This is a genomic window from Rhizobium sp. BK251 (assembly GCF_004345245.1).
Lineage (GTDB): Bacteria > Pseudomonadota > Alphaproteobacteria > Rhizobiales > Rhizobiaceae > Rhizobium.
On sequence record NZ_SLUQ01000009.1, the window covers coordinates 167,039 to 190,182 of the forward strand.

The following is a 23,144-nucleotide window of genomic DNA, read 5'->3' on the forward strand; positions in this document are numbered from 1 at the left end:
CAGGCAGGGCATATGAGCGAGATAACCATCCACGTCACCCCTGCCGACCAGGCATCAAACCCCTACTTCTACGTGCCCTTCGACATTCCGGACGGTACGACGCGCATCGATGTGACGATGCGCTATCCGAAGGCTGAGGATTGCATTATCGATCTCGGCCTGCTCGATCCGCGCGCGACGGATTATCCGTCTGCCTCGGGCTTTCGCGGATGGAGCGGCGGGGCGCGGGATCGTTTCTTCGTTGCGACCGATGACGCAACGCCGGGCTATGTGCATGGCGAGATGCCGGTCGGGACCTGGAAGATCATACTCGGCCTCTACAAGGTGCCGGCTGATGGCGCCGATGTGGAACTCAGTATCATCCATGACAGCGCGCCGCGAACGCTCAATCCGCCTCCGGCCCGAACTTTCCCGGTTCGCAAGGGGGCCGGCTGGTATCGCGGCGACCTGCATTGCCATACCTTCCACTCCGACGCGGCCGGTTCGCCGGAGCTGTTGCACCAGGCCGCCAAGCAGGCAGAAATCGATTTTCTCGCGATCGCCGACCACAACACGATCACCCAGCGCCGCTACTTCCACCCGAATTCCTCGCCGGAACTCGTCTTCGTCCGTGCCATGGAAGTGACGACTGCCACCGGCCACGCCAATGTCTACGGCGTCGACGACTGGATCGATTTCCGCATGACGAAACCGGAGCATGCCCACACGCTGTCGCGAATGGTGCATGAGTACGGGGGCCTCCTCTCGATCAATCACGACAAGCCGACGATCCCCTGGGACTACGAACTGCCCCGGATCGACTGCATGGAGGTGTGGCAATCGAGCTGGATGGCCTGGAACTGGGTGGCGCTCGAGCGCTACCAGCAGCGCCTGGCGAGCGGCTTGAAAATCTCCGCCATCGGCGGCAGCGACTTCCACCAGCCTACAAGGCTGATGCCGGAGGGGCCGCTGGTCCTTGCTCGCCCGACGACGGTGCTCTGGCTCGAGGAGCTTTCCGAGGACGCCGTCCTTGCTGGCATGAAGGCCGGGCACGGCTATGTGACCGAAAGCCCGACGGGTCCGCATCTGGCTCTGACAGTCAATGGTCGTCCGATGGGCTCGACGGTTTCCGGCGCGGTGGAGGCCAGTGTCGAAACACGCGGCGCCGCCGGAGACCGGCTTGTCTGGCTCGATGCGACTGGCGTGCTGGCCGAGGAGGTGATCACGGCGGATGCATGGTCGGGGACCTTCCGCGGCCGGCCAAAGACTTTCTTGCGGACAGAGATCGTCGCCGATGCAAGCCGAGCACGCATCATTGCCGAGTTCACGGCCGCCTTCCCCACAGGTACTCTTCCCTGGCAGCTGCGCGGCGCCGACATCGAAGGCCAGCCGCTGCTGCGTGCCCTGAGCAACCCGGTCTATGTCTCGGATTGAGAGGCCTGCCCACATGCGGGCATCGTTGCCTCTCGATCTGCCTCTCCGGATCGGTTAGCATCAGGGCAAAGCCGAAAGGAAGCAGCATGAGCGTCTCGCCGCCCAGATCCCTGCGACAGCCGCATTCCGTGGAAGGCGGGCTCAATGTGCTCGAGTATGAGCTGCTGTCGGAACGGGCCAGTTCCCTTGGGCGCCACGGCTTGAAGGTCGAGGACAAGCTTGCGAGGCTCAAGGCCTGGAACCCGGACCGGCAGGATGCCGCCGAGCGCGAAGAGCTGGTGCAGGACGCTTCGGATGCCGTTTGGGCATTTTTCATTCAGCGCGAAGTCTGTGGCTTTCGAAACAATCGCGACGTCATCCAGCGGTATGGTATTCCGGGCGAGGTGATCGCCCGACTCGGTGCGGTCAGGAAACCGCCGTCGTCCTCGAGAGGATGAGCAGATTTGATGAAGACCCCTCTCCCGGGCTGGCTGATCTTGATAGAATACGCGTGAGAGGCTTTCGTCCCTGTTGATGGCCGCAACCCGGCGGAGGCCCGCTCAGTGGAGGAGCGATGGAAATCTTACCTTTGGCCATGACGCTTCTGATCTGGATGCAGATCAAGCATTTCGTCGCGGACTATCTGCTGCAGCCGCCCTGGATGCTGCGCGGCAAGGGCAGCTTCTTCCAGGTTGGCGGCTATGTTCATGCAGGTATCCATGCGGTCGGCACCCTGCCTGTCCTTCTCGCGACGGGCGTGGAACTCTGGCTGTGCCTCGTTCTCTTCTGCGGCGAGTTCGTCATCCACTATATCATAGACTATATAAAAGCGACGCTTTCGTCCGGCGCCAAGACGAGCGCCCGCACATTCTGGGCCATGCACGGGGCCGATCAGCTCATGCACCAGCTCACCTACGCGGCGATCATATGGATCGTATTGACGAACAGGTAGTATGCGGCCCTCGCGTTGGCAGGCAAGAGCCGCATGAGATGAAGGCCGCGACAGAACGATCCCTCGCGGCCCTGCTTCAGCGGGAGAAGCCTAACCTTCCAGCCATTTGATTTGCTCAGGCGTGAGCCTGATGTCGAGCGCAGAGATACTGTCTTCCAGCTCCGCGATCGTGCGCGGCCCGATCAGCGGAATGACCGGGAACGGCTGGGCAATCACATAGGCGAGCGCGATGTGGATCGGGTTGCGGCCGAGCTTGTTCGCGAGTTCGATTGCGCGGTCGCGGCGCTGGAAGTTGCGTTCCGAATACCAGACGCGCACGATTTCCTCGTCGTCGCGCTTGTCGCGGCCGGCGCGCTCGGTGAAGAAGCCGCGACCCTGGCTCGACCAGGCGAAGTTCGGGATCTGCTTCTCGTTCAGCCACGTCTTCCAGTCATCGTCGGAGGCCGCAATGCAGCCGGCCCATATCGGGTCGAGCATCTCCGCGAGCGAGAAGTTGTTAGAAAGGGCGGCCGGCGCTGCCTTCCCGTTCTTGCCGGCATAGGCGATCGCCTCGTCGAAGCGTTCCCGCGTCCAATTCGATCCGCCGAAGATACCGCGGATGCGGCCGCGCTTGACCTCCGCGTCCATCGCATCGACGAACTCGCCGACCGGTACGCCGGTATTGTCGCGGTGCATGAAGTAGATGTCGACATAGTCGGTCTTCAGGCGATCGAGCGACTGGTCGAGCTGCTTGGCAATCATGTCCGGATAGCAGAGCGGCGAATGCGCACCCTTGCCGATCAGCACGATCTCCTCGCGCGGCACCTGGCGGCTCGTGTGCCAGTCGCCGAAGATGCTTTCCGTCTTGCCAGCGCCGTAGACATAGGCGGTATCGAAGGCGTTGCCGCCCGCCTCGTAGAAAGCGTCGAGGGTGAGCGAGGCAGAAGCGAAGTTCGGGAAGAATTCGAAGCCGAGGGTGACGACCGATGCCGGTTTGGAGACACCCGGGATCTGGCGACGGGGGATACTGCCGCCCCGACGAACGGGAGAGCCGACAAGGTTCGTTGTCCGCTTGGCGGCCTTCTCCACGCCGTATTCCAGTCCGACCGAGGCGCGCCACTGGTCGAGTACGCGCAGATTGCCAATCGAATCCGCCCAGCTCATGCCCGGTGAGGTAAATTCCTTTTCACCGGCGCGGATGGCATCGCCCGCCGCGTCCGCTTCAAAGGAATAGAGCCAGCGGTCTTCCCTGACCTCGATTGTCTGCTGCTCTGCGCCCTTGAAGATCTCGATCCTGCCGACACCGCCCTTGTGGCCGGAGGCGAACCAGAAGTCCTTGACCTCGATGCGGCCTTCCGAGCCGATGACGCGCAGCGTATTGTCCTGGTTCGCCATGATCGAGCACGAGACCTCGGCGATGATCTCGTTCGGGAACTTGAGCACGGCGGAGGCCCATTCGTCGACGCCGGACTGGCCGAGATGGGCAACACCTGCCACCTTCTCCGGCTCCAGGAAGGGCTTGCCTTCCACCGCACCGGCAATCAACCGCGCCATGGAAACCGGATAGCCGCCAACATCGAGTATGCCGCCGCCTGCCGTATCATTGGCGAAAAGGCGATGCTCGGGCTTGAAGCCTCCCATGTTGAAGCCGAAGCTGGAGCGGATGATGCGCACCTGCCCGATCACACCGCTCCTGACGAGCTCGACCAGCTTCGCCGTCTGCGGATGGACGCGGTACATGAAGGCCTCGCCGGCGAAGACGCCCGCCTTCCTGGCGTCGTGGTAGATCGCCTCGGCATCATAGGCGGAAAGCGCTATCGGCTTCTCGACGAGGATATGCTTGCCTGCGCGGGCCGCCTTGATCGCCCATTCCGCGTGGCCCGTATGGGGTGTCGCGATATAGATCGCGTCGACTTCCTTGTCGGCCAGCAGAGCATCATAGCCCTTGACGATGCGGGCTCCGGGGAAGCCTTCGGCAAGACCCGGCTTTTCCGGGTTGCGCGTGGCGATCGCGACGAGCTTGCCGGTGCGCGAATGGGCCACGCCGTCGGCAAAGGTGCGGGCAATAGTGCCGGGGCCGATGATGCCCCAGCGGATCGGATTATCTGATGTCATGTCTGTCCTCTTTCGTCTTTCGGTCTTGGGATGGGTCTATCGGAGCCGCTTGCCGGCGCCGTCGAACAGGAAGGTACGGCTTGCCGGCAGCGAGACGGTCAGCGCGTCGCTGTTGCCGGTCGTCCGGGATTCGGGCCGCTCGATGATGATCTGCTCGCCGCCGCGCGTGTTGGCGTAGATGTAGCTGGTGTTGCCGAGATGCTCGGCGACATCGACGGCAACGGTCAGATCGGCATCGCCCTCGCCGGCGTCGCCGAAGTGTTCGGGCCGGATGCCGAGAGTCACCGACGAGCCCGGGGTCGCGGCCCGATCGGTTATGGGAAGGCGCAGCCGCACCTGCCGGTCGCCCGCAAGCGTCACGATGACGCTGCCGGCCCCTGCCTCGGATATCTCGGCCTTCAGGAAATTCATCTTCGGCGAACCGACGAAGCCCGCCACGAACTGGTTGGCGGGATCGTCGTAGAGATCGAGCGGCGCGCCGACCTGCTCGATATTGCCGGCCCGCAGCACCACGATCTTGTCGGCAAGCGTCATAGCCTCCGTCTGGTCGTGGGTGACGTAGATCATGGTCGTGCCGAGCTTCTTGTGGAGGCGGGAGATTTCGACGCGCATCTGCACACGCAGTTCCGCATCGAGGTTCGAGAGCGGCTCGTCGAAGAGGAAGACCTGAGGTTCCCGCACGATCGCCCGGCCGATAGCCACGCGTTGCCTCTGGCCGCCGGAAAGCTGCTTCGGGCGGCGCTTCATCAGTTCGGTGATCTGCAGGATATCGGCGACATGGCGCACCCGCCTATCCGTGTCGGCCTTCGGATTGCCGTTCATTCTGAGGCCGAAGCTCAGGTTTTCCTCGACGGTGAGGTGCGGATAGAGGGCATAGGACTGGAAGACCATGGCAATGCCGCGGTCGGCGGGCTCGGCGTCATTGACGAGGCGCCCGCCGATCTTGAGTTCGCCGCCCGTGATATCCTCAAGCCCGGCGATCATCCGCAGCAGCGTGGACTTGCCGCAACCGGAGGGACCGACGAAGACGACGAATTCGCCATCCTTCACCTCGAGGTTTGCGCCGTGAATGATCTCAAGCGCGCCGAAGCGCTTGACCACATTCCTGAGTGAAAGCTCTGCCATGCGGCATTCTCCGATTACTTGACTGCGCCGGCCGAAATGCCGGCGATGAAGTGGCGCTGGAGCAGGACGAAAACGACGAGGATCGGTGCCGTCAGAAGCACCGCTCCCGCCATGATGCCGCCCCAGGAGACCCTGGTGAGGCCGATCAGGGTTCCGAGCGCGACCGGCGCCGTCACCATGCCCGGTCGCGAATTGATGAGCAGTGGCCACAGGTAGTTGTTCCAGGAGGCGAGGAAGAGGATGATCGCGAGCGCCGCCATGGTCGGCCGCGCCAGCGGCAGCGCAATGCGCAGGAAGATCTGCCATTCCTTGACGCCCTCGACGCGGGCGGCATCGAAGAGCTCGCCCGGCATCATCGAGAAGGACTGCCGCATGAACAGAACGCCGAGCGAATTGAAGAGCGGCGGAACGACGAGCGCGATCCAGGTGTTGGCAAGCTTGAACTCGCGCGCCACCATGATGAACTGCGGTATGACGACCACGAAATAGGGAAGCGTGATCGTGCCCAGGATGATGCCAATGACGATCGACCGGCCGACGAAGCGATAGCGGGCAAGTGCCCACCCGGCCATCGAGGTCAGCAACACCGACAGGAAGGTGTAGACGATCGCGACCGTGATCGAGATGAACATCGCCCGCACGAAGTCGGTATCGGCCTGAAGGTTCTTGAAGTTCTCGATGAAGTTCGTCGACGGCCAGAGCACGATCTCCGGGCTGAAGATGCCGTAGTCCGGCATCGTCGAGAAGACGAACATCATCCAGAGTGGAAAGAGCCAGATGATGGCGAGCGGGGTCAGGATCGCATGCAGTGCGATCTTCTGCAGAAGGAGTGATTGCGACTTGGATTTCATTTCGGTTCCCTCCCGACCCAGAGATTGAGAAGAGAAATCGCGATCGCGAGCACGGCCATCGTGTAGGCGATTGCCGAGGCATAGCCGAAGTTCAGCGACAGGAAGCCTTGCCGATAGAGCAGCAAGCCGAGTGTCTCTGTGCCGCCGCCGGGCCCGCCGCGATTGGTGATGAGGAAGGGCTCGGTGAAGAGCTGCATCGTGCCGATGACGGACAGTATCACGCAGAAAAGGATGATGGGCTTGAGCAGCGGCAGGGTGATGTGGAAGAACTGCTGCACCTTGCTGACGCGATCGAGCGTTGCCGCCTCGTAGACGTCTTCCGGGATAGATTGCAGGCCCGCGAGGATGATGATCGCGTTGTAGCCCGCCCAGCGCCAGGTTACCGCAATGATGACGAGCGCCATGGCGGCATTGGCATTGTCGAACCAGGAGACCGCCGGCAGCCCGACGGATGTGACCAGCTTGTTGATGATGCCGAAGTCGATGCTGAACATCAGGCGGAAGACCGCCGCATAGGCGACCTCTCCGACGACAACAGGCGCGAAGAAGGCGAAGCGGAACAGCGGTCGCGCCTTAAGGAGCGGCGAATTCAAAAGCACGGCCATCACGGTCGCGATGGCGATCATGACAGGCACCTGGATGACCAGGATGATCAGAGTGTTGTAGAGCGCATTGTAGAAGGCCGGGTCGCCGAACAGGCGCCCCCAATTGGCCGCAAGGCTGAACTTCCACGGATTGACGCGCGTATTCTGAAACGAGATCAGAAAAGAGTTGATGATCGGCCAGACCCAGAAGGTCGCAAAGACCAGCAGATAGGGCGCTAGAAACGCATAGGCGCTCCGGTTGCGCTTCGGCATCTTGTCCTCCTCACAGACGAAACGAGCCATCCCGTGGGATGGAGGCCGGGCGCTGATCGGCGCCCGGCTTCGTCACTCATTCCGCGATCGGAAGGCCGGTCGCCGAGGCGATCTGGCTGGCGGCGTCGTCGAGTGCCGCCTTCGCGTCCGGATAGCCGCCGGCGAAGTATTTCGTCTGCGCGGCCTTGTAGATGGCGTCCGCATCCGTCTGGAACTGCGTGCCACGGCTGGGCACGATCTTCGGCAGCGTCGACAGGATGTCCGCCCAGACCTTCTGGTCGCCCCAATAGGGCTGCGGTTGGTTGACGAAGGGGTCCTGCACTGCCGTCAGCAGCGACGGGACGAGGCCGAAGGACTTCAGCATCGCAACCTGGCCCTCGTTGGTCGCAAGCGCATAGTTGAGATAGGTCCAGGCCGCTTCCTTGTTCTGCGAATTCGCGCTGATCGCCAGCGACGAGCCGCCGAGGTTGGCCGCATGCGGGCCGTCGGCGGTCAGGCTCGGCATCATGTAGACACCCCACTTGCCGGAGAGGTCCGGCGAGCCGGAACGGATGGTGCCTTCGTACCAGCCGCCATACATCTGGCTTGCCACCTTGCCGGCGGTATTGGCCTGGATCTTTTCGTCCCAGATGGCGGCGGTCAGCGTGCCGGCATCCTTCATCTGCTTGACCTTTTCCAGCGTCGCGACGCAGGCGGGCTTGTTGATGGTGATGCTCTGGCCGTCCGTCGAGAAGTAGCCGCAGCCCTGCTCGTTGGAGATCATGCGGAACCATTCGCTGTCGCCGTTGAAATCGGCCTGCGCCATGACGACGCCCGGATTGGCTTCGGAGATCTTCTTGCCGGCGGCTATGAAGTCGTCCCAGTTCTTGATGGTCGTCGGATCGACGCCCGCCTTTTCATAGAAGTCGCGGCGGTAGAAGACGGCCACCGGACCAGAATCCCACGGCATCGAATAGGCGACGTCGCCGACCTCGAGCTCGGTGCGCTTGAAGTCGGGGAACTTCGCCTGGATATCGGACGTGTAGCCGAGGTCCTTCAGGTTTGCGAAGCAATCGGGGAAACGGTTCCAGAAGATTTCCGCCTCGAAATTCTCGATCGTCACGATATCGGGCAGGCCGTCGCCGCCGGCTGCGCAAGCGGCCAGCGTCTTGTCGAAAACCTGCTGGTTGCCGAGATCCTGGACATCGACCTTGATGTCGGGGAATTGTTTGTTGAAGCCTTCGAGCGTGGATTTCAGCGCCGATGCGGCGACGTTCCAGCTCCAGATGGTGAGCGTGCCAGACTGCGCAAACGCAGGACTGGACGCGAGCAGCGCAACCGCGGCGGTCGCGCCGATAAGTTCGAAGCGCATTGAAAATCCTCCCTTTTCAATTGCCGTCCCTTAGTGAACGTGCCTAAATTATCCTCAGCGGGGCGGGTGTCTCCTAAAAAGGGAATGTGGAGTTGGCGGAAAGTAAGGTCGGCGGCAGGGCAGTCTATCAGCCGGGGGCGAGCAGCATCGAGGGCCTGCCGACGAGCCTGCAGATGTTCCATACCCACCCCCCAGTCATGGCAATGCCCCACTGGCACGCGCAGGTGGAGGTCAATTACATCATCCGCGGCAGCGTCCATTACCGTATGAACGACCATGAGATCCGGCTGAACGCAGGCGACATGTGCCTGTTCTGGGGCGGCCAGCCGCATCAGATGGACGAATCGTCGGATGATTCGCTTTATGCGGGCGCGCACCTGCCGCTCGTCTATTTCTTCCGGCTGCGCCTGCCCGTGAATATTTCGAGCCGGCTGATGCAGGGCGAAACATTGGTGACGTCGGCGACCGATGCGGCCGATACCGAGAACTTCGCGCGCTGGTTCCGTTACGCGCGCTCAGGCGATCCGACGATGTCGGACCATGCGGTCGACGAGCTGCTGCTGCGCTTGGAGCGTATCGTCTTCGAGCCCTATGCGATGCTGCCCGAGCAGGGCAAGGGCGAGACGGTGGAACAGCTCCACCCGCAATCCTCGCGCAGCGTCGCGCGCATGTGCGACTTCATCGCCGCCAATTTCCTGCAGGAGATCGACTCGGAGCACATTGCGCGTGCTGCCGATCTGCATCCGAAATATGCGATGAACCTCTTCAAGAAGTGCACCGGCATGACGCTTGCCAAATACGTCAACCTCCTCAGGCTCTCCCACGCGCAGGCGATGCTCATGCGTGAAGGTGCGAACGTGCTCCAGGTGGCCATGGATAGCGGCTTCGGCTCGATCAGCGCGTTCAACAAGTCATTCCGCCACATCGCCGGCATGTCCCCCTCCGACTTCCGGCGCGACATGCGGGTTGTGAACACGCTTTCCGGTATTCAGCGCTGAGGGCAGGCCAATCAGCGGCAGGCAGATAGGTCCGCAGCGGCCCATAAGCCATCCTGCATATCGCTTGCGTGTCATGTGCGTTAAAGTCCGGCAAACGCGATGATTCGATCTTGCGTACGCCCGGGCACCCGGACCTGGTTTGGTTGGTGTTCATGGGTGCCCCTGCGCGGGATGCGCATGCTCGCGACCTCAGGGAAGACGAATGTCCGAAACGGAAGAACCAGGCATTTCCCCCGCCCCCACCGACACGGCGCCCCTTCCCGCGGAGCACGAGCCGGGGAAGATGCCCGCCCATCTTGCCGAACTCGCGGACCGGGCGCGCGACTATGTGCGCAAATCATCCTCGGACAACACGCGCCGGGCGTATGCGAGCGACTGGAATCACTTTGCCGACTGGTGTCATCGCAACGCACTCGCTTCGCTGCCGCCCCATCCACAGACGATCGGGCTTTATATCACCGCGCTCGCATCGGGCGAGGATGGCCGCCGTGCAGCCGCATCGGTGAGCACGATCGAACGGAAACTCTCGGCGCTTGCCTGGAATTATGCGCAGCGTGGGCTGAAGCTCGACCGCAGCGACCGCCACATCGCGACCGTACTTGCCGGCATTCGCCGTTCCCATGCCCGCCCGCCGGTGCAGAAGGAGGCGATCCTGCCGGAGGAGCTGACGGCCATGCTGGAGACGCTCGAGCGCGGTACCCTGCGGGGCCTGCGCGATCGCGCCATTCTTCTCCTCGGTTTCGCCGGCGGCTTGCGGCGGTCCGAAATCGTGGGTCTCGATTGCTGGGCCGAACAGACCGAAGACGGCAGCGGCTGGATCGAGATACTGGACGAAGGCATCGTCATAACGCTGCGCGGCAAGACCGGCTGGCGGGAGGTTGAAGTCGGCCGGGGTTCGTCGGACGCGACCTGCCCGGTCGTCGCGCTGGAAACCTGGTTGGCGCTCGGTCGTATCGCCCATGGCCCCCTCTTCCGCCGTATCACCGGAAAGGGAAAATCCGTCGCTGCCGACAGGCTGAACGACAAGCATGTCGCCCGCCTCGTCAAGCAGGCCGCGCTTGCCGCCGGATTGCGCAGTGACCTCGCCGAGGGCGAAAGAGCCGGAAAATTCTCCGGCCATTCCCTGCGTGCTGGTCTCGCCTCCTCTGCGGAGGCGGACGAGCGCTTCGTGCAGAAGCAGCTCGGACACGCAAGTGCCGAGATGACGCGGCGCTATCAGCGCCGGAGGGATCGTTTCCGGGTCAATCTCACCAAAGCTGCAGGGCTATAGGATCCGTCGCGGCAATTTCGGTTGTTTCGCTAAAGCTCACTTCTGGTCGAAGCGAGGGAGGAAGAAACCGGTTTTCCGGCGATAAGCCTCGTATTCCGGCCCGAGCGGCGAAGCAGAGAAGTTCTTTTCCTCGTTCCTTGCGGCGGTCGCATAGACAACAACGAAGAACACCACCGGCAGGATCGCCCATACGGACCAGGACGCTAGCGCCCAGCCCGACCAGAACATCAGATAGGACGTGTAGAAGGGGTGGCGGAGATATTTGTAGGGGCCGTCGCTGACGATGCTGTGCGGATGGGCAGGATCGAACGCGAAGCGCAGCCGCGCCTTGCGCGAAGCCGAAATCGCCCACCAGAAGAGGACGGCGGCGGCAATTTCGATCGCCAAGCCGACGACCTGCGTCCAGACCAGTTGCCCTTCGAACCATGTGAGATAGAGGAAGAAGACCGTTGTCAGGATGACGCCGGCCGAGATGACCTTTGCCCCGATTTCCATCTTCGGCGAGGAGAAGTGGCCGCGCAGCGACCATGTGTAGAAGCCCACCACAAGCAGGCTCACGATCGAAACAGCCAGATCGAATGCAAAACTCATTCCCGTCCCCACATTAAAAGCCTGCGGTCACCATCGCAATCGGCGAGAACCTAGCTGCGGATCCTTGCGATGACAACACGGTACACAACCGATGCGCTAGGATAATCCACCTGATTTCAGACGTTTAGCATTCGTTCACGATGGGCGTGCACGTTCCGTAGATTTTCTTGTGCGATTCTTTGACGAGAAACCGGGATTGACCGCCTATGGATGGCACGTGCAGGACGATTGCGACGCGGTACGGAAACGTGCGCCTCGACGATTCCATGGGCGCCGGCTTTCCTCTCCTCATGGTTCATGGCTCCAGCTATTCGCGGCGTGTCTTTCGAAAGCAGATGGAGAGCCCGCTCGCCAGGCGCTGGCGCGTGATCGCAGTCGATCTTCTCGGCCACGGCGAATCCGATGACGCCAACGATCCCGACGCCTATGCGATCACCAGGCATGCCGAATGCCTGGAGGAAGTCACCGCCAAGCTCGGCCTACGGCGCTTTGCCATGTTCGGCTGGTCGCTTGGAGGACATCTCGCGGTGGAGATGATGAGCCGCGAGAGCGGTATGGCCGGTCTCATGCTCTGTGGCGCGCCGCCAGTACCACTCGGCATGATCGGGATGCTGCGCGGATTTCATGCATCCTTCGATCTCCTGCTCGCATCGAAGCAGGTCTTTTCAGAACGCGACGCGGAGCGCTTCGAGTGGCTGACTTTCGGCAATGCCGGCGACCCCTCGTTCAAGCAGGCGATCATGCGTGCGGACGGGCGGGCCCGAAAGACCTTGTCGCAGAGCATGCTGCGAGGCGATGGTGCCGATCAGCGCCGCGTGATCGAGCGTGCCTCTGTCCCCGTCGCGTTGATCCACGGCTCGGAGGATCCGTTTGTGCGGCTGTCGTATCTGACGGGCCTGCACATTCCCGACCTCTTTCAGGACCAGGTCGAGATCGTGCAGGGCGCTGGTCATGCGCCTTTCTGGGAGCGGCCAGATATCTTCAATCGCTTCCTCGACGGCTTCATGGAAGACGTTGTGATGCATGAGGCCCGACACTGGAGTGCGGGCAAGCGCGCTTTGCCGCTGAGGTAGTTGCTGGCAGCTCTATGCCTTCTGCGGCCTGGGCATCGCGCGGCCGCCGCGGAGGTCGATGAGCGTGTGCCAGAGCACGGTCGCGAAGATGATCGCACCGCCGACGATCGTGGCCGTCGACGGCGTCTCTGAAAAGAACAGCCATACCCAGAAGGGGGTCAGGACGATCTCGAGCGTTCCGAGCAGTGCCGCTTCCGCCGGCGGCATTCGCCTTGCGCCTGCAAGAAACAGCACCAGCGCCAGCGCGAAATTCGTGGCTCCAAAGGCGGCAAGCACCAGCCAGTTATGAGCGTCGAGCGAGCCGACCGAACCAAAGGGCGCGAAAATCAGGAGGGTCAGGAATGCACTGGCGATCGTGGGCGCCAGCGTCGACATCGCCGGATCGAGCCGCGGCAGGACAATCACCAACGCGAAGGATGCGGTCATGCCGAGCGCGAGCAAGTCACCGAGCGCCCCTCCCCCGCTCGCTGAAGAGGCGACGATGATCACCACGCCGAGGAAACAGGCGCCGCCCGCAAGCAGCGCGGCTGAACCCGCTCCTTCAGGAGTATCCAGCCGAAAAGCGCGGCGATGAAGGGCGCGGTTGCATAGATGATCGCAACATTGGCAACCGTGGTCGTATAGAGGGCACCGAGGAAGCAGGCTTGGCAGAATGTCTGGCAGGCCGTCATCACGAGGCCGGAAGGGCGCAGCACGGTGCGCCATTGGCGCCACGAGAAGCCACCCTCCAGGAAGAAGCTCGGTATGAGCAGGAACAGCCCGCCGAACAGCGACCGCCAGGCGATTGCCGTCCAGAGGTCCGTCGTCAGCAGGCGCGCATAGATGCCGCTCGCGCTCCAGGCAAGCGTTGCCAGGAGGACGAGGACAACACCTCTTTCATGCTCGTTCATGGAGGACGAACGGGCCGATGTCTGGACGGTCATTGTGGGTCACGCGAGGAAAAAGGAACGCTTCCTGTGTGCTCCGATTATTGACATCAGGCAAACGAATAGTAGCAATGTCTGTCATCTGTTTTTTTTGTGGCTCGATATGCGCGAACCGATCGAAAGCGACCTGCTCCGGACATTCCTGATGGTGGCGGAGACCGAGAATTTTTCGGCTGCTGCCGATCGCATCGGACGCACGCAATCGGCCGTCAGCGCCCAGATCAGGCGGCTCGAGGATACGGTCGGCGAGCCGCTCTTCGTGCGCGGCGCCCGCGGCGTCGCCCTGACGCGGGCCGGAAACCAGCTCACCCCCTATGCCCGGCGGGTCATCGACCTGCTGAGCGAAGCAGCCGCGACCATCCGTTCCAAGCCGCTGGACGGTCCGGTGCGCATCGGCATTCCGGAAGAGTACAGCCAGACCGTCCTGCCTGCTGCGCTTGCTGCCTTTGCCGTTCGCCACCCGGCCGTCGAGGTGACGGTATCCTGCGACTACACCGCCAACAACATCGCCGCGCTCGAGCGCGACGAGCTTGATCTCGCCGTCGTCTTCGATTGGGGCCGGCATACGACCGGCGAAGTTCTCTGCGTCGATCCGACCGTCTGGGTCACGTCGCTGGTGCACCGGCTGCACGAGGCCAACCCGTTGCCGATTGCGACCTATCGCGACTCGACGTGGTGCCGCGAATTCGCGTTGAAATCGCTGGAAAAGATCGGACGTACCTATCGCGTCGCCTTCATCGCCGACACGAGCTCGGGCCTGAAGAATGCGGTTTCGGCGGGCCTTGCCGTGACGACGCTGTCGCGCAGCAGCATTCCGCACGGCTGCCGGGAACTGACGGGCGATGACGGGTTTCCGCCGGTCGATTCCTCGCGCGTCGTCCTCAGGCGCAACCCTTACCATTCGAGCGAGGCGGTGGGCGAACTTGCGGAAATGATCCGCGAGGCCTTCAGGCCGGTTTCCGGCCAATGGCTTCCCTGAGCGGATGCGTTTTGTCGCATTGCACCAAAGAATTGCCGAATTGGGGCCGAACGCGGCTGGCATATCGGCTGGATTCCGATATTGTTTCACTAGACTCCAAAAATGCAAAGCATCGATACCGGCATTATTCCGTAATGCCCTCCAAAGGAGGGCAGGCGGATATTGCTGACCGGTGTCGCCGGGCGACCTGCGACGAGACGGTTTGGATTCGTCGTCATTGGCCGGCATACCCTAGTTGCCAGCTTGCGGTGAGAGGCAAGGACACTCGATACCGCTGTCGCTGCGACGGCAGAATATGTCGTTGAGGATGCCGCACAGGTGGACGATCTAGACATTAATCCGTTGATGCCCTTCCTGAAACGTTGGTTTCATCCGGGAAACCCGGATAGGCATAAAAGATTGCAAGGTTGGGCGGCGTTATCCGGCGCCCTAGCGAAGAACGAAATCCGAAACTGAAACTCGAGCCTTCACGCTGCCACGAACAAAACGATCAAACGGCAGGTGATGACGCTGAGGGCTTCTGTTTGAAGACGAGCCGACAGGCATAGGAACAAGATTTCGCCGAAAGGCGGGAGATTCTGAGGAAAGGTGGCGACTGGGCGGCAGCAACCGCAGCATCTTCCCGCATGATCGCGGGCATCGACGTCAACGGCGGAAGAGGAAACCGCCGCAGCGAAGGGTGTCCGGGAGTTCTCTCAACGCAGCAAAGAAGAAGGAACAGGGGAATGAAAGACTACACGAATTATCTCGCGAGCCGCGTCACGTCAGGCGGCATGAGCCGCCGCGAGTTCATGGGACGCGCGGTGGCGGCCGGCCTCACCTTGACGGCCGCAAGCCATCTCTTCGCCGAGAGCGCCAAGGCGCAGGAACCCAAGCGCGGCGGCCATTTGAAGCTCGGTCTGGAAGGCGGTTCCGCCACCGATTCCAACGACCCGGCGAAATTCCTTTCTCAGGTGATGTTCTGTATAGGTCGCTGCTGGGGCGACATGCTCGTCGAATCCGATCCGCTGACCGGCGCAGCTGTCCCCGCACTCGCCGAGTCCTGGGCGCCTTCCGCCGACGCTGCGACCTGGACCTTCAAGATCCGCAAGGGCGTCAAGTTCCACGACGGCAAGGACCTGACGATCGTCGACGTCGTTGAAACGCTCAAGCGCCACACGGACGAGAAGTCGGAATCCGGCGCGCTCGGCGTCATGAAATCGATCAAGTCGATCGCGGCCGACGGCGACGACCTCGTTCTCACTCTCAGCGAAGGCAATGCCGACCTGCCGCTGCTGCTTTCCGACTACCACCTCGTCATCCAGCCAAACGGCGGCGTCGACAATCCGACTGCCGGCATCGGAACCGGGCCCTACAAGCTGACGAGCTTCGAGCCGGGCGTGCGCGCGACCTTCGAGAAGAATGCCGATGACTGGCGCAGCGACCGCGGCTTCGTCGATTCCGTCGAACTCATCAACATGAACGATGCGACCGCTCGCATCGCGGCGCTCTCCTCGGGCCAGGTGCACTACATCAACCGCGTCGATCCCAAGACGGTTGACCTCCTGAAGCGTGCGCCGACCGTTGAAATCCTCTCGACCTCGGGCCGCGGCCACTACGTCTTCATCATGCATTGCGACACCGCACCGTTCGACAACAACGACCTGCGGCTTGCGCTGAAATATGCGATGGACCGCGAGACCATGGTCGAGAAGATTCTCGGTGGCTACGGCAAGGTCGGCAACGACTTCCCGATCAACAGCACCTACGCCCTGTTCCCCGAAGGCATCGAGCAGCGCACCTACGATCCGGACAAGGCCGCCTTCCACTACAAGAAGTCGGGCCATAGCGGTTCCGTCCTGCTGCGCACCTCGGAGGTCGCCTTCCCCGGCGGCGTCGACGCAGCCGTGCTCTATCAGGAGAGCGCCAAGAAGGCTGGCATCGAGATCGAGGTCAAGCGCGAACCGGGCGACGGCTACTGGTCGAACGTGTGGAACGTGCAGCCCTTCTCGACCTCGTATTGGGGCGGGCGTCCGACGCAGGACCAGATGTATTCGACCGCTTACCTCTCGACCGCGGACTGGAACGACACCCGCTTCAAGCGACCGGATTTCGACAAGCTGCTTCTCGAGGCCCGCTCGGAGCTCGACGAGGCGAAGCGCAAGGAAATGTACCGGGATATGGCCATGATGGTGCGTGATGAGGGCGGCCTCATCCTGCCCATGTTCAACGACTTCGTGAACGCCTGCAGCAAGCAGGTCAAAGGCTATGTTCACGACATCGGCAACGACATGTCGAACGGATACGTGGCGACGCGCGTCTGGCTGGATACCTGATCGGCGAAGGGGCGGAATGCTCCCAATCTCCAACGGAACCGGGACCGCGGGTCAAACCCCGCGGTCCTCCCGACGTTTCAGCGCGAGACCTTCGTCATGTCCAATTCCCCATCGGGCGCGGTCCTGCCCGGCCTGAAGTTCAGACAGCGCTTTCCACTGCTTGCCCTCATCCTGGAGCGCTTCACGCTCAGCATCGTCTTGCTGTTTGCAGTGTCGATCCTCATTTTCGGCGGTCTGGAAGCCTTGCCGGGCGACTTCGCGACCACCTATCTCGGCCAGTCTGCAACCCCGCAGGCAGTCGCCAACATCCGCCAGGAACTTGGTCTCAATCGGCCGATCACGACGCGTTACGTCGAGTGGCTCGGCAATGCCGTGCAGGGCGATTTCGGCACTTCCTGGGCGAGCAAGCAGTCGGTCAGCGAGCAGATCGGCAAGCGTCTCGGCAATTCTCTCTTCCTGGCGGGCTTTGCCGCGCTGATCTCGGTGCCGCTTGCCGTCGGCCTCGGCATGATCGCGGTCCACTTCCGCGACCGGCTGCCCGACAAGATCATCAACGTGATCTCGCTTGCGGCGATCTCGCTGCCTGAATTCTTCATTGGCTACCTCCTCATCCTGTTCTTCGCCGTCGACTTCGGCATCGCGACCTTCCCCGCGACCGTCTACGACAGCATGGGCTTTGTCGATCGGCTGAAGGCGATCGCGCTGCCGACCGCTACGCTTGTGCTGGTGGTGCTTGCGCACATGATGCGCATGACGCGTGCGGCAATCCTCTCCGTCATGTCTTCGGCCTATATGGAGACGGCGGAACTCAAGGGGCTCGGTGCTTTCCGCTCGATCGTCAAGCACGCGGCGCCCAATGCGCTCGCACCGATCATCAACGTTGTGGCACTGAACCTTGCCTATCTCGTCGTCGGTGTCGTCGTGGTCGAAGTCGTCTTCGTCTATCCGGGCATGGGCCAGTACATGGTGGATGCCGTGACCGTCCGCGACATGCCCGTCGTGCAGGCCTGCGGGCTGATCTTCGCCGCCGTCTACATCTTCCTGAACATGCTGGCCGACATCCTCGCGATCGTCGCCAATCCGCGATTGAGGCATCCGCGATGAGAGTGCGCGACATCCCCATAACAGCCTGGGTCGGCATGATCGGCATCGCCGTGGCCTTCTTTTGCGCCATCTTCGCGTCCTTTATCGCGCCCTATGGCGAGACCGAGGTGGTCGGCAGCGTCTGGCAGGTGGCCGACGCCAAGTATTTCTTCGGTCTGGACAATCTTGGCCGCGATATCCTTTCGCGGCTGATATATGGCGCCCGCACGACGCTGTTCGTGGCGCTTGCCGCAACGATCATTTCCTTTTCGCTCGGCATCATCCTCAGCTTCACGGCGGCCGTCTCCCGCGGCCTGATCGATACCGTCTTCTCCCGCTTCAACGATCTGATGATGTCGATCCCGACACTGATCTTCGCGCTCGTGGTTCTTGCGGTCCTGCCGCAGAACCTGACGGTGCTGATCCTCGTGATGGCGGTGCTCGATTCCACGCGCGTCTATCGTCTCGGCCGCGCCGTCGCGCTCGACGTTGCGGTGATGGAATTCGTGGAGGCGGCAAAGCTGCGCGGCGAAGGGAAGATCTGGATCATTTTCCGTGAGATTTTGCCGAACACGCTCTCCCCGCTCCTTGCCGAGTTCGGTTTGCGTTTCGCCTTCTCCATCCTCTTCCTCTCCACGCTCTCCTTTCTCGGCCTCGGCATCCAGCCGCCGGCTGCGGATTGGGGCGGCATGGTCAAGGACAACAAGGACGGCATCATCTTCGGCATTCCCGCCGCCCTCGTGCCCGGCACCGCCATCGCGGTCTTGGCCATCTGCGTCAACCTGGTAGTCGATTGGCTGCTCAAACGTACTTCCAGCTTGAAAGGAGGGCGCGGCGATGCCTGAGCTTCTTTCCGTTCGAAATCTGAAGATCGAGGCGACCAGCTATCCGCCGGGCGAGCCGCCGAAGCGGGTGACGATCGTCAACAGCGTCTCCTTCGATCTGCAGAAGGGCAAGGTTCTCGGGCTGATCGGCGAATCTGGCGCGGGCAAATCCACGATCGGGCTCGCCGCCCTCGCCTATGGCCGCGGCGGGGCGGAGATCACTGGGGGCGAAGTGCTTCTCGATGGCGAAAACATCCTTGCCCTGGGCAAGGGCGGCATTCGCCAGGTCCGCGGCGCGCGCGTCTGCTATGTCGCGCAGTCGGCCGCGGCGGCTTTCAATCCGGCGCACCGACTCGGTGACCAGGTGATCGAAGCCTCCGTGAAACATGGGTTGATGACGAAGGAAGAGGCGCGTAAGCGCGCACTCTACCTCTTTCAAGTGCTCGGCCTGCCCCACCCCGAAACCTTCGGGGATCGTTTCCCGCATCAGGTTTCCGGCGGGCAGTTGCAGCGGGCGATGACGGCCATGGCGCTCTGCTCGAATCCCGAGCTCATCGTTTTTGACGAACCGACGACCGCGCTCGACGTGACCACGCAGATCGACGTCCTCGCCGCGATCAAGCACGCGATCGAGGAGACACACACCGCGGCGCTCTACATCACCCATGACCTCGCCGTCGTTGCCCAGATCTCTGATGATATCATCGTGCTGCGCCACGGCAGGCAGGTGGAGTATGGCAGCGTGCGCCAGATCATCGAGGAACCGCGGGAGGATTACACGCGTGCGCTCGTCAACGTGCGCCAGACTGCCCGCGAGGAAGCGCGCGACCAGTCCGACACGCTCCTGAAAGTGGAGAATATCAGCGCCGAATATTCGAACGGCTTCAAGGTGTTGCACGACGTGTCGCTGCACGTCCCGAGAGGCCAGACGCTTGCGGTGGTGGGCGAGTCCGGTTCCGGCAAGTCGACGCTTGCCCGCGTCATAACCGGCCTTCTTCCGCCGAGCGCGGGCCAGATTTCCTTCGCGGGCAAGCCGCTGACGCCGGACCTCAAGCGCCGGCCTCACGAGGACCTGCGGCGCATACAGCTCATCTACCAGATGGCCGACACGGCAATGAACCCGCGCCAGACGGTTCGCGACATCATCGGCCGGCCACTGACCTTCTACTATGGCCTGCGGGGCGCGGAGAAGACGGCGCGCGTCAAGGAGCTGCTTGAACATATCGAAATGGGCAACGGCTTCGTCGACCGATATCCCGCCGAACTTTCCGGCGGCCAGAAGCAGCGCGTTGCGATTGCCCGGGCCCTCGCCGCGCGCCCGGAAATCATTCTCTGTGACGAGCCCACTTCGGCGCTCGATCCGCTGGTCGCCGAAGGCATCCTGAAGCTATTGCTCAGGCTGCAGGAGGAATCTCAGCTCTCCTACATCTTCATCACCCATGACATCGCCATCGTGCGGGCGATCGCCGATAGCGTCGCCGTCATGCATCGTGGCCAGCTTGTTCGCTTCGGGCCCAAGTCGAAGGTGCTCTCGCCCCCCTTCGACGATTACACCGACCTTCTCCTGAAATCGGTGCCCGAGATGGAGATCGGCTGGCTGGAACGCGTGCTGATGACACGTCGGATGGAGAGCGCCGGCAATTGACGAAGCTGCGTTTGAGCACCATATTGTGACTACTGTAGTCACGGGACTGAAGGACATGAAAGAGATTCAGCTAAAGGATGCCAAGGCAACGCTTTCTGCTGTTGTGGACGAGGCAGTGAAAGGTCATGGCGCGATCATTACCCGCCATGGAGCGCCGACGGCCGTCGTGATTTCCTTCGACGAATACGAGCGGTTGAAGAAGGTCCCGTCTTTTGGCTGGCTCCTCGCCCACGCACCATTGGAGGAGGCCGATCTTCCCGCGCGCGGCCAGGCACGGGCGCTGCGCGACGATAGTTTCTGATGTACCTGCTCGACACGAACATCATCTCCGTCGTTTCGCCGACGAACCACGAGCGGCATGACATGGAGGACTTGCGGCACTGGATCGAGGCGGCCTCGGATCGGCTCTTCCTTTCGGCGGTCACCGTCGCGGAGGTCGAGACGGGCATCGCCAAGGCGCGCCGGCTCGGTGCCACGCGCAAGGCCGAGGAACTGGCACGATGGCTTGACCTCGTATTGCACCTCTATTCGGACCGCATCCTGCCTATCGACGTGCCGACAGCGCGAATTGCCGGCCAGCTTTTCGATCAGGCGGTCGGGCGCGGCGGCGGGCCGGATTTCGAAGACGCGGCCATAGCGGCGACGGCTGTGCGGTCGGGTCTTGTCGTTCTTACTCGGAATGTCCGTCACTTCGAACTCATGGATGTGCCGCTGCTCAACCCCTTCGACGGATTGCCGTCGCTGTAGCCCATCTCCGTCAACCCAGCTGGATGCCTCATGACCGGACGCCCCTTTACGACAATCGAAAACCACTGGATCACCCTCAAGGATGGCACGCGGCTCGCCGCCCGCATCTGGCTGCCCGATAACGCGGCGAATGATCCGGTGCCGGCCGTGTTCGAGTTCCTGCCCTACCGCAAGCGCGATGGGACGAGCCCGCGCGATGAATCGACCTATCCGGCCTTCGCGGCGGCCGGCATCGCCGGCGTGCGCGTCGATATCCGGGGATCGGGTGAATCCGAGGGTGTCATCGACGGCGAGTATACGGAACTCGAGCTTGCCAATGCCTGCGAGCTGATAGCCTGGATCGCGGACCAGCCCTGGTCGAACGGTTCCGTCGGCATGATGGGCATCTCCTGGGGCGGCTTCAACAGCCTGCAGGTGGCGGCCCTGCGTCCCCCGGCGCTGAAGGCGGTCATCTCGATTGCCTCGACGGTCGATCGCTACAATGACGACATCCACTACAAGAACGGCTGCCATCTTTCAGCACAGCTCTCCTGGGCGGCGACGATGCTCGGCTATCAGTCGCGTTCGCCGGACCCGGCGCTCGTCGGCGAGCGCTGGAAGGACATGTGGCTTGAACGCCTGGAACACGAGCCCTTCTTCATGGAGGAATGGCTTACCCATCAGCGCCGGGACGAATTCTGGCGCCACGGCTCGATCGGCGAGGACTTCTCCCGCGTCGAGATCCCTGCGCTGGTGATCGCCGGCTGGGCCGACGGCTATCGCAATACGCCGCTGATGGCGGTGGAAGGGATCGGCGAAGGCGCAAAGGCGCTGGTCGGGCCCTGGGTACACAAGTATCCGCATTTCGCGTGGCCGAAACCGCGAGCCGATTTCCTCGGCGAGGCGATTGCCTGGTGGAATCGCTGGCTGCGCGGGGAGAAGAACGGGGCGGACGCCCTGCCGCAGGTGCGCGCCTATATACTCGATGCGATCCGCCCGGCGCCGCGCCGCGATTTCGATCCCGGCTTCTGGGTGTCGAAGGATGCCTGGCAGGCGCCGGAGATGCAGTGCCTTTATGTCGAGCAGTTCGGAAGGCTCACCGAGGGGATGCCAATCCCCAACGCGCCGGAGCATCCGGTCTACCTGCGCTCTCCGCTCGATACCGGAACGGCGGCTGGTGAATATTTCACGTTGAAGCCCGATGCCGAAATGGCGCTCGACCAGCGCTGCGACGATGCGGGATCACTCGTTTTCGAGACCATGCCGCTTCCCGAAGAGCGGGACTATCTCGGCCGGCCGGTGCTGACGCTCTCGCTCCGCAGCGAGGCGGAGATAGCCAATCTCTGCGCCCGCCTCATCGACGTCCATCCGGACGGGACGGCTACGCGCGTGTCCTTCGGCGTATTGAACCTCGCCCACCGTGACGGCAATGCGGAGCCCAGGGCGCTGGAGAAAGGCGAGCGCACCATGGTGCGGCTCGTCCTCGACGCCTGCGGCTATCGCTTCGGCAAGGGCCACCGCATCCGGCTGTCGCTTTCGACCGCCTACTGGCCGATGATCCTTCCGCCTCCCGAAGATCCCGGGCTGACGATCGACATCGCCTCGATCGGCCTTGGTCTGCCGAAGCTCGGCGATCACCAGCGCTTCGAGATGAAGCAGCCATCCAATCCTGATCCGCTGCCGAAATATGTAGAACACGCCCCCGGCGAAACGCGCAGGCAGGTGACGCGCGATCTCTCGGCCAATCGCACGCGCTATCTCGTCACCGAGGATACCGGGCTTTTCGAGCATCCGGATACCGGCCTTGCCACCCGCCAGCTCAGGGACGAGGTCTGGTCGATCGCGCCGGACGATCCGCTGTCGATGACCGGCACGTCCACCTGGACATGCGACATGCAGCGCCCGGGTTGGAACGTCCGCACGGTAGCGACGGCGAAGATTTCCTGCACGAAGGCTGAATGGGTCATCGGCGCGAGCGTCACCGCCTATGAGGGCGATGCCGTCATCCATGAGAAGGTCTTTGCCGAAAAGAGGATCCCGCGCGACCTGATGTGATCGGCTTGCGGATGAGGATGGGCGACGAACGCCTTGG

20 protein-coding genes and 1 pseudogene are annotated in these 23,144 nt (G+C 62.5%); 14 read left to right on the forward strand and 7 right to left on the reverse strand.

The window, feature by feature from the left end; genetic code table 11:
• Positions 1–12 precede the first annotated feature (12 nt).
• The 3 genes from EV286_RS23550 to EV286_RS23560 all read left to right on the forward strand — a co-directional run bounded on the left by EV286_RS23550 (position 13) and on the right by EV286_RS23560 (position 2,344).
• A complete protein-coding gene (locus EV286_RS23550; RefSeq protein ID WP_132959610.1) occupies positions 13–1,413 on the forward strand; it encodes a CehA/McbA family metallohydrolase in 1,401 nt (466 codons plus the stop codon).
• Positions 1,414–1,499: 86 nt separating this feature from the next.
• Positions 1,500–1,850, forward strand: a complete 351-nt coding sequence (locus EV286_RS23555) for a DUF6665 family protein (protein ID WP_132959611.1) — start codon at positions 1,500–1,502, stop codon at positions 1,848–1,850.
• 116 nt (positions 1,851–1,966) lie between these two features.
• The gene (locus EV286_RS23560; RefSeq protein WP_132959612.1) at positions 1,967–2,344 is read left to right on the forward strand and encodes a DUF3307 domain-containing protein; all 378 of its coding nucleotides are present in this window, start codon (positions 1,967–1,969) and stop codon (positions 2,342–2,344) included.
• Positions 2,345–2,434: 90 nt separating this feature from the next.
• On the opposite strand, the gene EV286_RS23565 is transcribed toward EV286_RS23560, so the two are convergent.
• From EV286_RS23565 to EV286_RS23585, 5 genes are all read right to left on the reverse strand, one after another.
• The gene (locus EV286_RS23565; protein ID WP_132959613.1) at positions 2,435–4,438 is read right to left on the reverse strand and encodes an aldo/keto reductase; all 2,004 of its coding nucleotides are present in this window, start codon (positions 4,436–4,438) and stop codon (positions 2,435–2,437) included.
• A gap of 36 nt (positions 4,439–4,474) precedes the next feature.
• Complete coding sequence (gene ugpC, locus EV286_RS23570; protein ID WP_132959614.1) at positions 4,475–5,563, reverse strand: sn-glycerol-3-phosphate ABC transporter ATP-binding protein UgpC; 1,089 nt, start codon at positions 5,561–5,563, stop codon at positions 4,475–4,477.
• Between the two features lie 14 nt (positions 5,564–5,577).
• The gene (locus tag EV286_RS23575; RefSeq protein ID WP_132959615.1) at positions 5,578–6,414 is read right to left on the reverse strand and encodes a carbohydrate ABC transporter permease; all 837 of its coding nucleotides are present in this window, start codon (positions 6,412–6,414) and stop codon (positions 5,578–5,580) included.
• Complete coding sequence (locus EV286_RS23580; protein ID WP_132959616.1) at positions 6,411–7,271, reverse strand: sugar ABC transporter permease; 861 nt, start codon at positions 7,269–7,271, stop codon at positions 6,411–6,413. The genes EV286_RS23575 and EV286_RS23580 overlap by 4 nt, the downstream gene beginning before the upstream one ends.
• A 76-nt stretch (positions 7,272–7,347) precedes the next feature.
• Positions 7,348–8,622: an ABC transporter substrate-binding protein gene (locus EV286_RS23585; RefSeq protein ID WP_132959617.1), complete on the reverse strand. Its 1,275-nt coding sequence runs from the start codon at positions 8,620–8,622 to the stop codon at positions 7,348–7,350.
• A gap of 86 nt (positions 8,623–8,708) precedes the next feature.
• Here EV286_RS23585 and EV286_RS23590 point away from each other — a divergent pair, with 86 nt between their 5' ends.
• Both EV286_RS23590 and EV286_RS23595 read left to right on the forward strand, forming a co-directional pair.
• Positions 8,709–9,620, forward strand: coding sequence for a helix-turn-helix domain-containing protein (locus EV286_RS23590; protein ID WP_132959618.1), 912 nt, complete (start codon positions 8,709–8,711; stop codon positions 9,618–9,620).
• A 202-nt stretch (positions 9,621–9,822) separates the two neighbouring features.
• Positions 9,823–10,890, forward strand: a complete 1,068-nt coding sequence (locus EV286_RS23595) for a site-specific integrase (protein ID WP_245500807.1) — start codon at positions 9,823–9,825, stop codon at positions 10,888–10,890.
• Positions 10,891–10,926: 36 nt separating this feature from the next.
• Here EV286_RS23595 and EV286_RS23600 read toward each other — a convergent pair whose 3' ends face one another.
• Complete coding sequence (locus EV286_RS23600) at positions 10,927–11,481, reverse strand: isoprenylcysteine carboxylmethyltransferase family protein (protein WP_132959619.1); 555 nt, start codon at positions 11,479–11,481, stop codon at positions 10,927–10,929.
• Positions 11,482–11,687: 206 nt separating this feature from the next.
• On the opposite strand from EV286_RS23600, the gene EV286_RS23605 reads away from it, so the two are divergent.
• A complete protein-coding gene (locus EV286_RS23605; RefSeq protein ID WP_132959620.1) occupies positions 11,688–12,554 on the forward strand; it encodes an alpha/beta hydrolase in 867 nt (288 codons plus the stop codon).
• Positions 12,555–12,566: 12 nt separating this feature from the next.
• Here EV286_RS23605 and EV286_RS23610 read toward each other — a convergent pair.
• Positions 12,567–13,477 (reverse strand): annotated as a pseudogene (locus EV286_RS23610) (DMT family transporter).
• 106 nt (positions 13,478–13,583) lie between these two features.
• On the opposite strand from EV286_RS23610, the gene EV286_RS23615 reads away from it, so the two are divergent.
• The 8 genes from EV286_RS23615 to EV286_RS23650 all read left to right on the forward strand — a co-directional run bounded on the left by EV286_RS23615 (position 13,584) and on the right by EV286_RS23650 (position 23,107).
• The gene (locus EV286_RS23615; RefSeq protein ID WP_132959621.1) at positions 13,584–14,459 is read left to right on the forward strand and encodes a LysR substrate-binding domain-containing protein; all 876 of its coding nucleotides are present in this window, start codon (positions 13,584–13,586) and stop codon (positions 14,457–14,459) included.
• Between the two features lie 725 nt (positions 14,460–15,184).
• The gene (locus EV286_RS23620; RefSeq protein ID WP_132959622.1) at positions 15,185–16,774 is read left to right on the forward strand and encodes an ABC transporter substrate-binding protein; all 1,590 of its coding nucleotides are present in this window, start codon (positions 15,185–15,187) and stop codon (positions 16,772–16,774) included.
• A gap of 96 nt (positions 16,775–16,870) precedes the next feature.
• Positions 16,871–17,878, forward strand: a complete 1,008-nt coding sequence (locus EV286_RS23625) for an ABC transporter permease (protein ID WP_132959623.1) — start codon at positions 16,871–16,873, stop codon at positions 17,876–17,878.
• A complete protein-coding gene (locus tag EV286_RS23630) occupies positions 17,875–18,702 on the forward strand; it encodes an ABC transporter permease (RefSeq protein WP_132959624.1) in 828 nt (275 codons plus the stop codon). Before EV286_RS23625 ends, EV286_RS23630 begins: the two co-directional genes overlap by 4 nt.
• Positions 18,695–20,326: an ABC transporter ATP-binding protein gene (locus EV286_RS23635; protein ID WP_132959625.1), complete on the forward strand. Its 1,632-nt coding sequence runs from the start codon at positions 18,695–18,697 to the stop codon at positions 20,324–20,326. Before EV286_RS23630 ends, EV286_RS23635 begins: the two co-directional genes overlap by 8 nt.
• A 55-nt stretch (positions 20,327–20,381) precedes the next feature.
• The gene (locus tag EV286_RS23640; RefSeq protein ID WP_132959626.1) at positions 20,382–20,627 is read left to right on the forward strand and encodes a type II toxin-antitoxin system Phd/YefM family antitoxin; all 246 of its coding nucleotides are present in this window, start codon (positions 20,382–20,384) and stop codon (positions 20,625–20,627) included.
• A complete protein-coding gene (locus tag EV286_RS23645; protein WP_132959627.1) occupies positions 20,627–21,073 on the forward strand; it encodes a type II toxin-antitoxin system VapC family toxin in 447 nt (148 codons plus the stop codon). The genes EV286_RS23640 and EV286_RS23645 overlap by 1 nt, the downstream gene beginning before the upstream one ends.
• A 30-nt stretch (positions 21,074–21,103) precedes the next feature.
• Positions 21,104–23,107, forward strand: a complete 2,004-nt coding sequence (locus EV286_RS23650) for a CocE/NonD family hydrolase (protein WP_132959628.1) — start codon at positions 21,104–21,106, stop codon at positions 23,105–23,107.
• Positions 23,108–23,144: the final 37 nt, after the last annotated feature.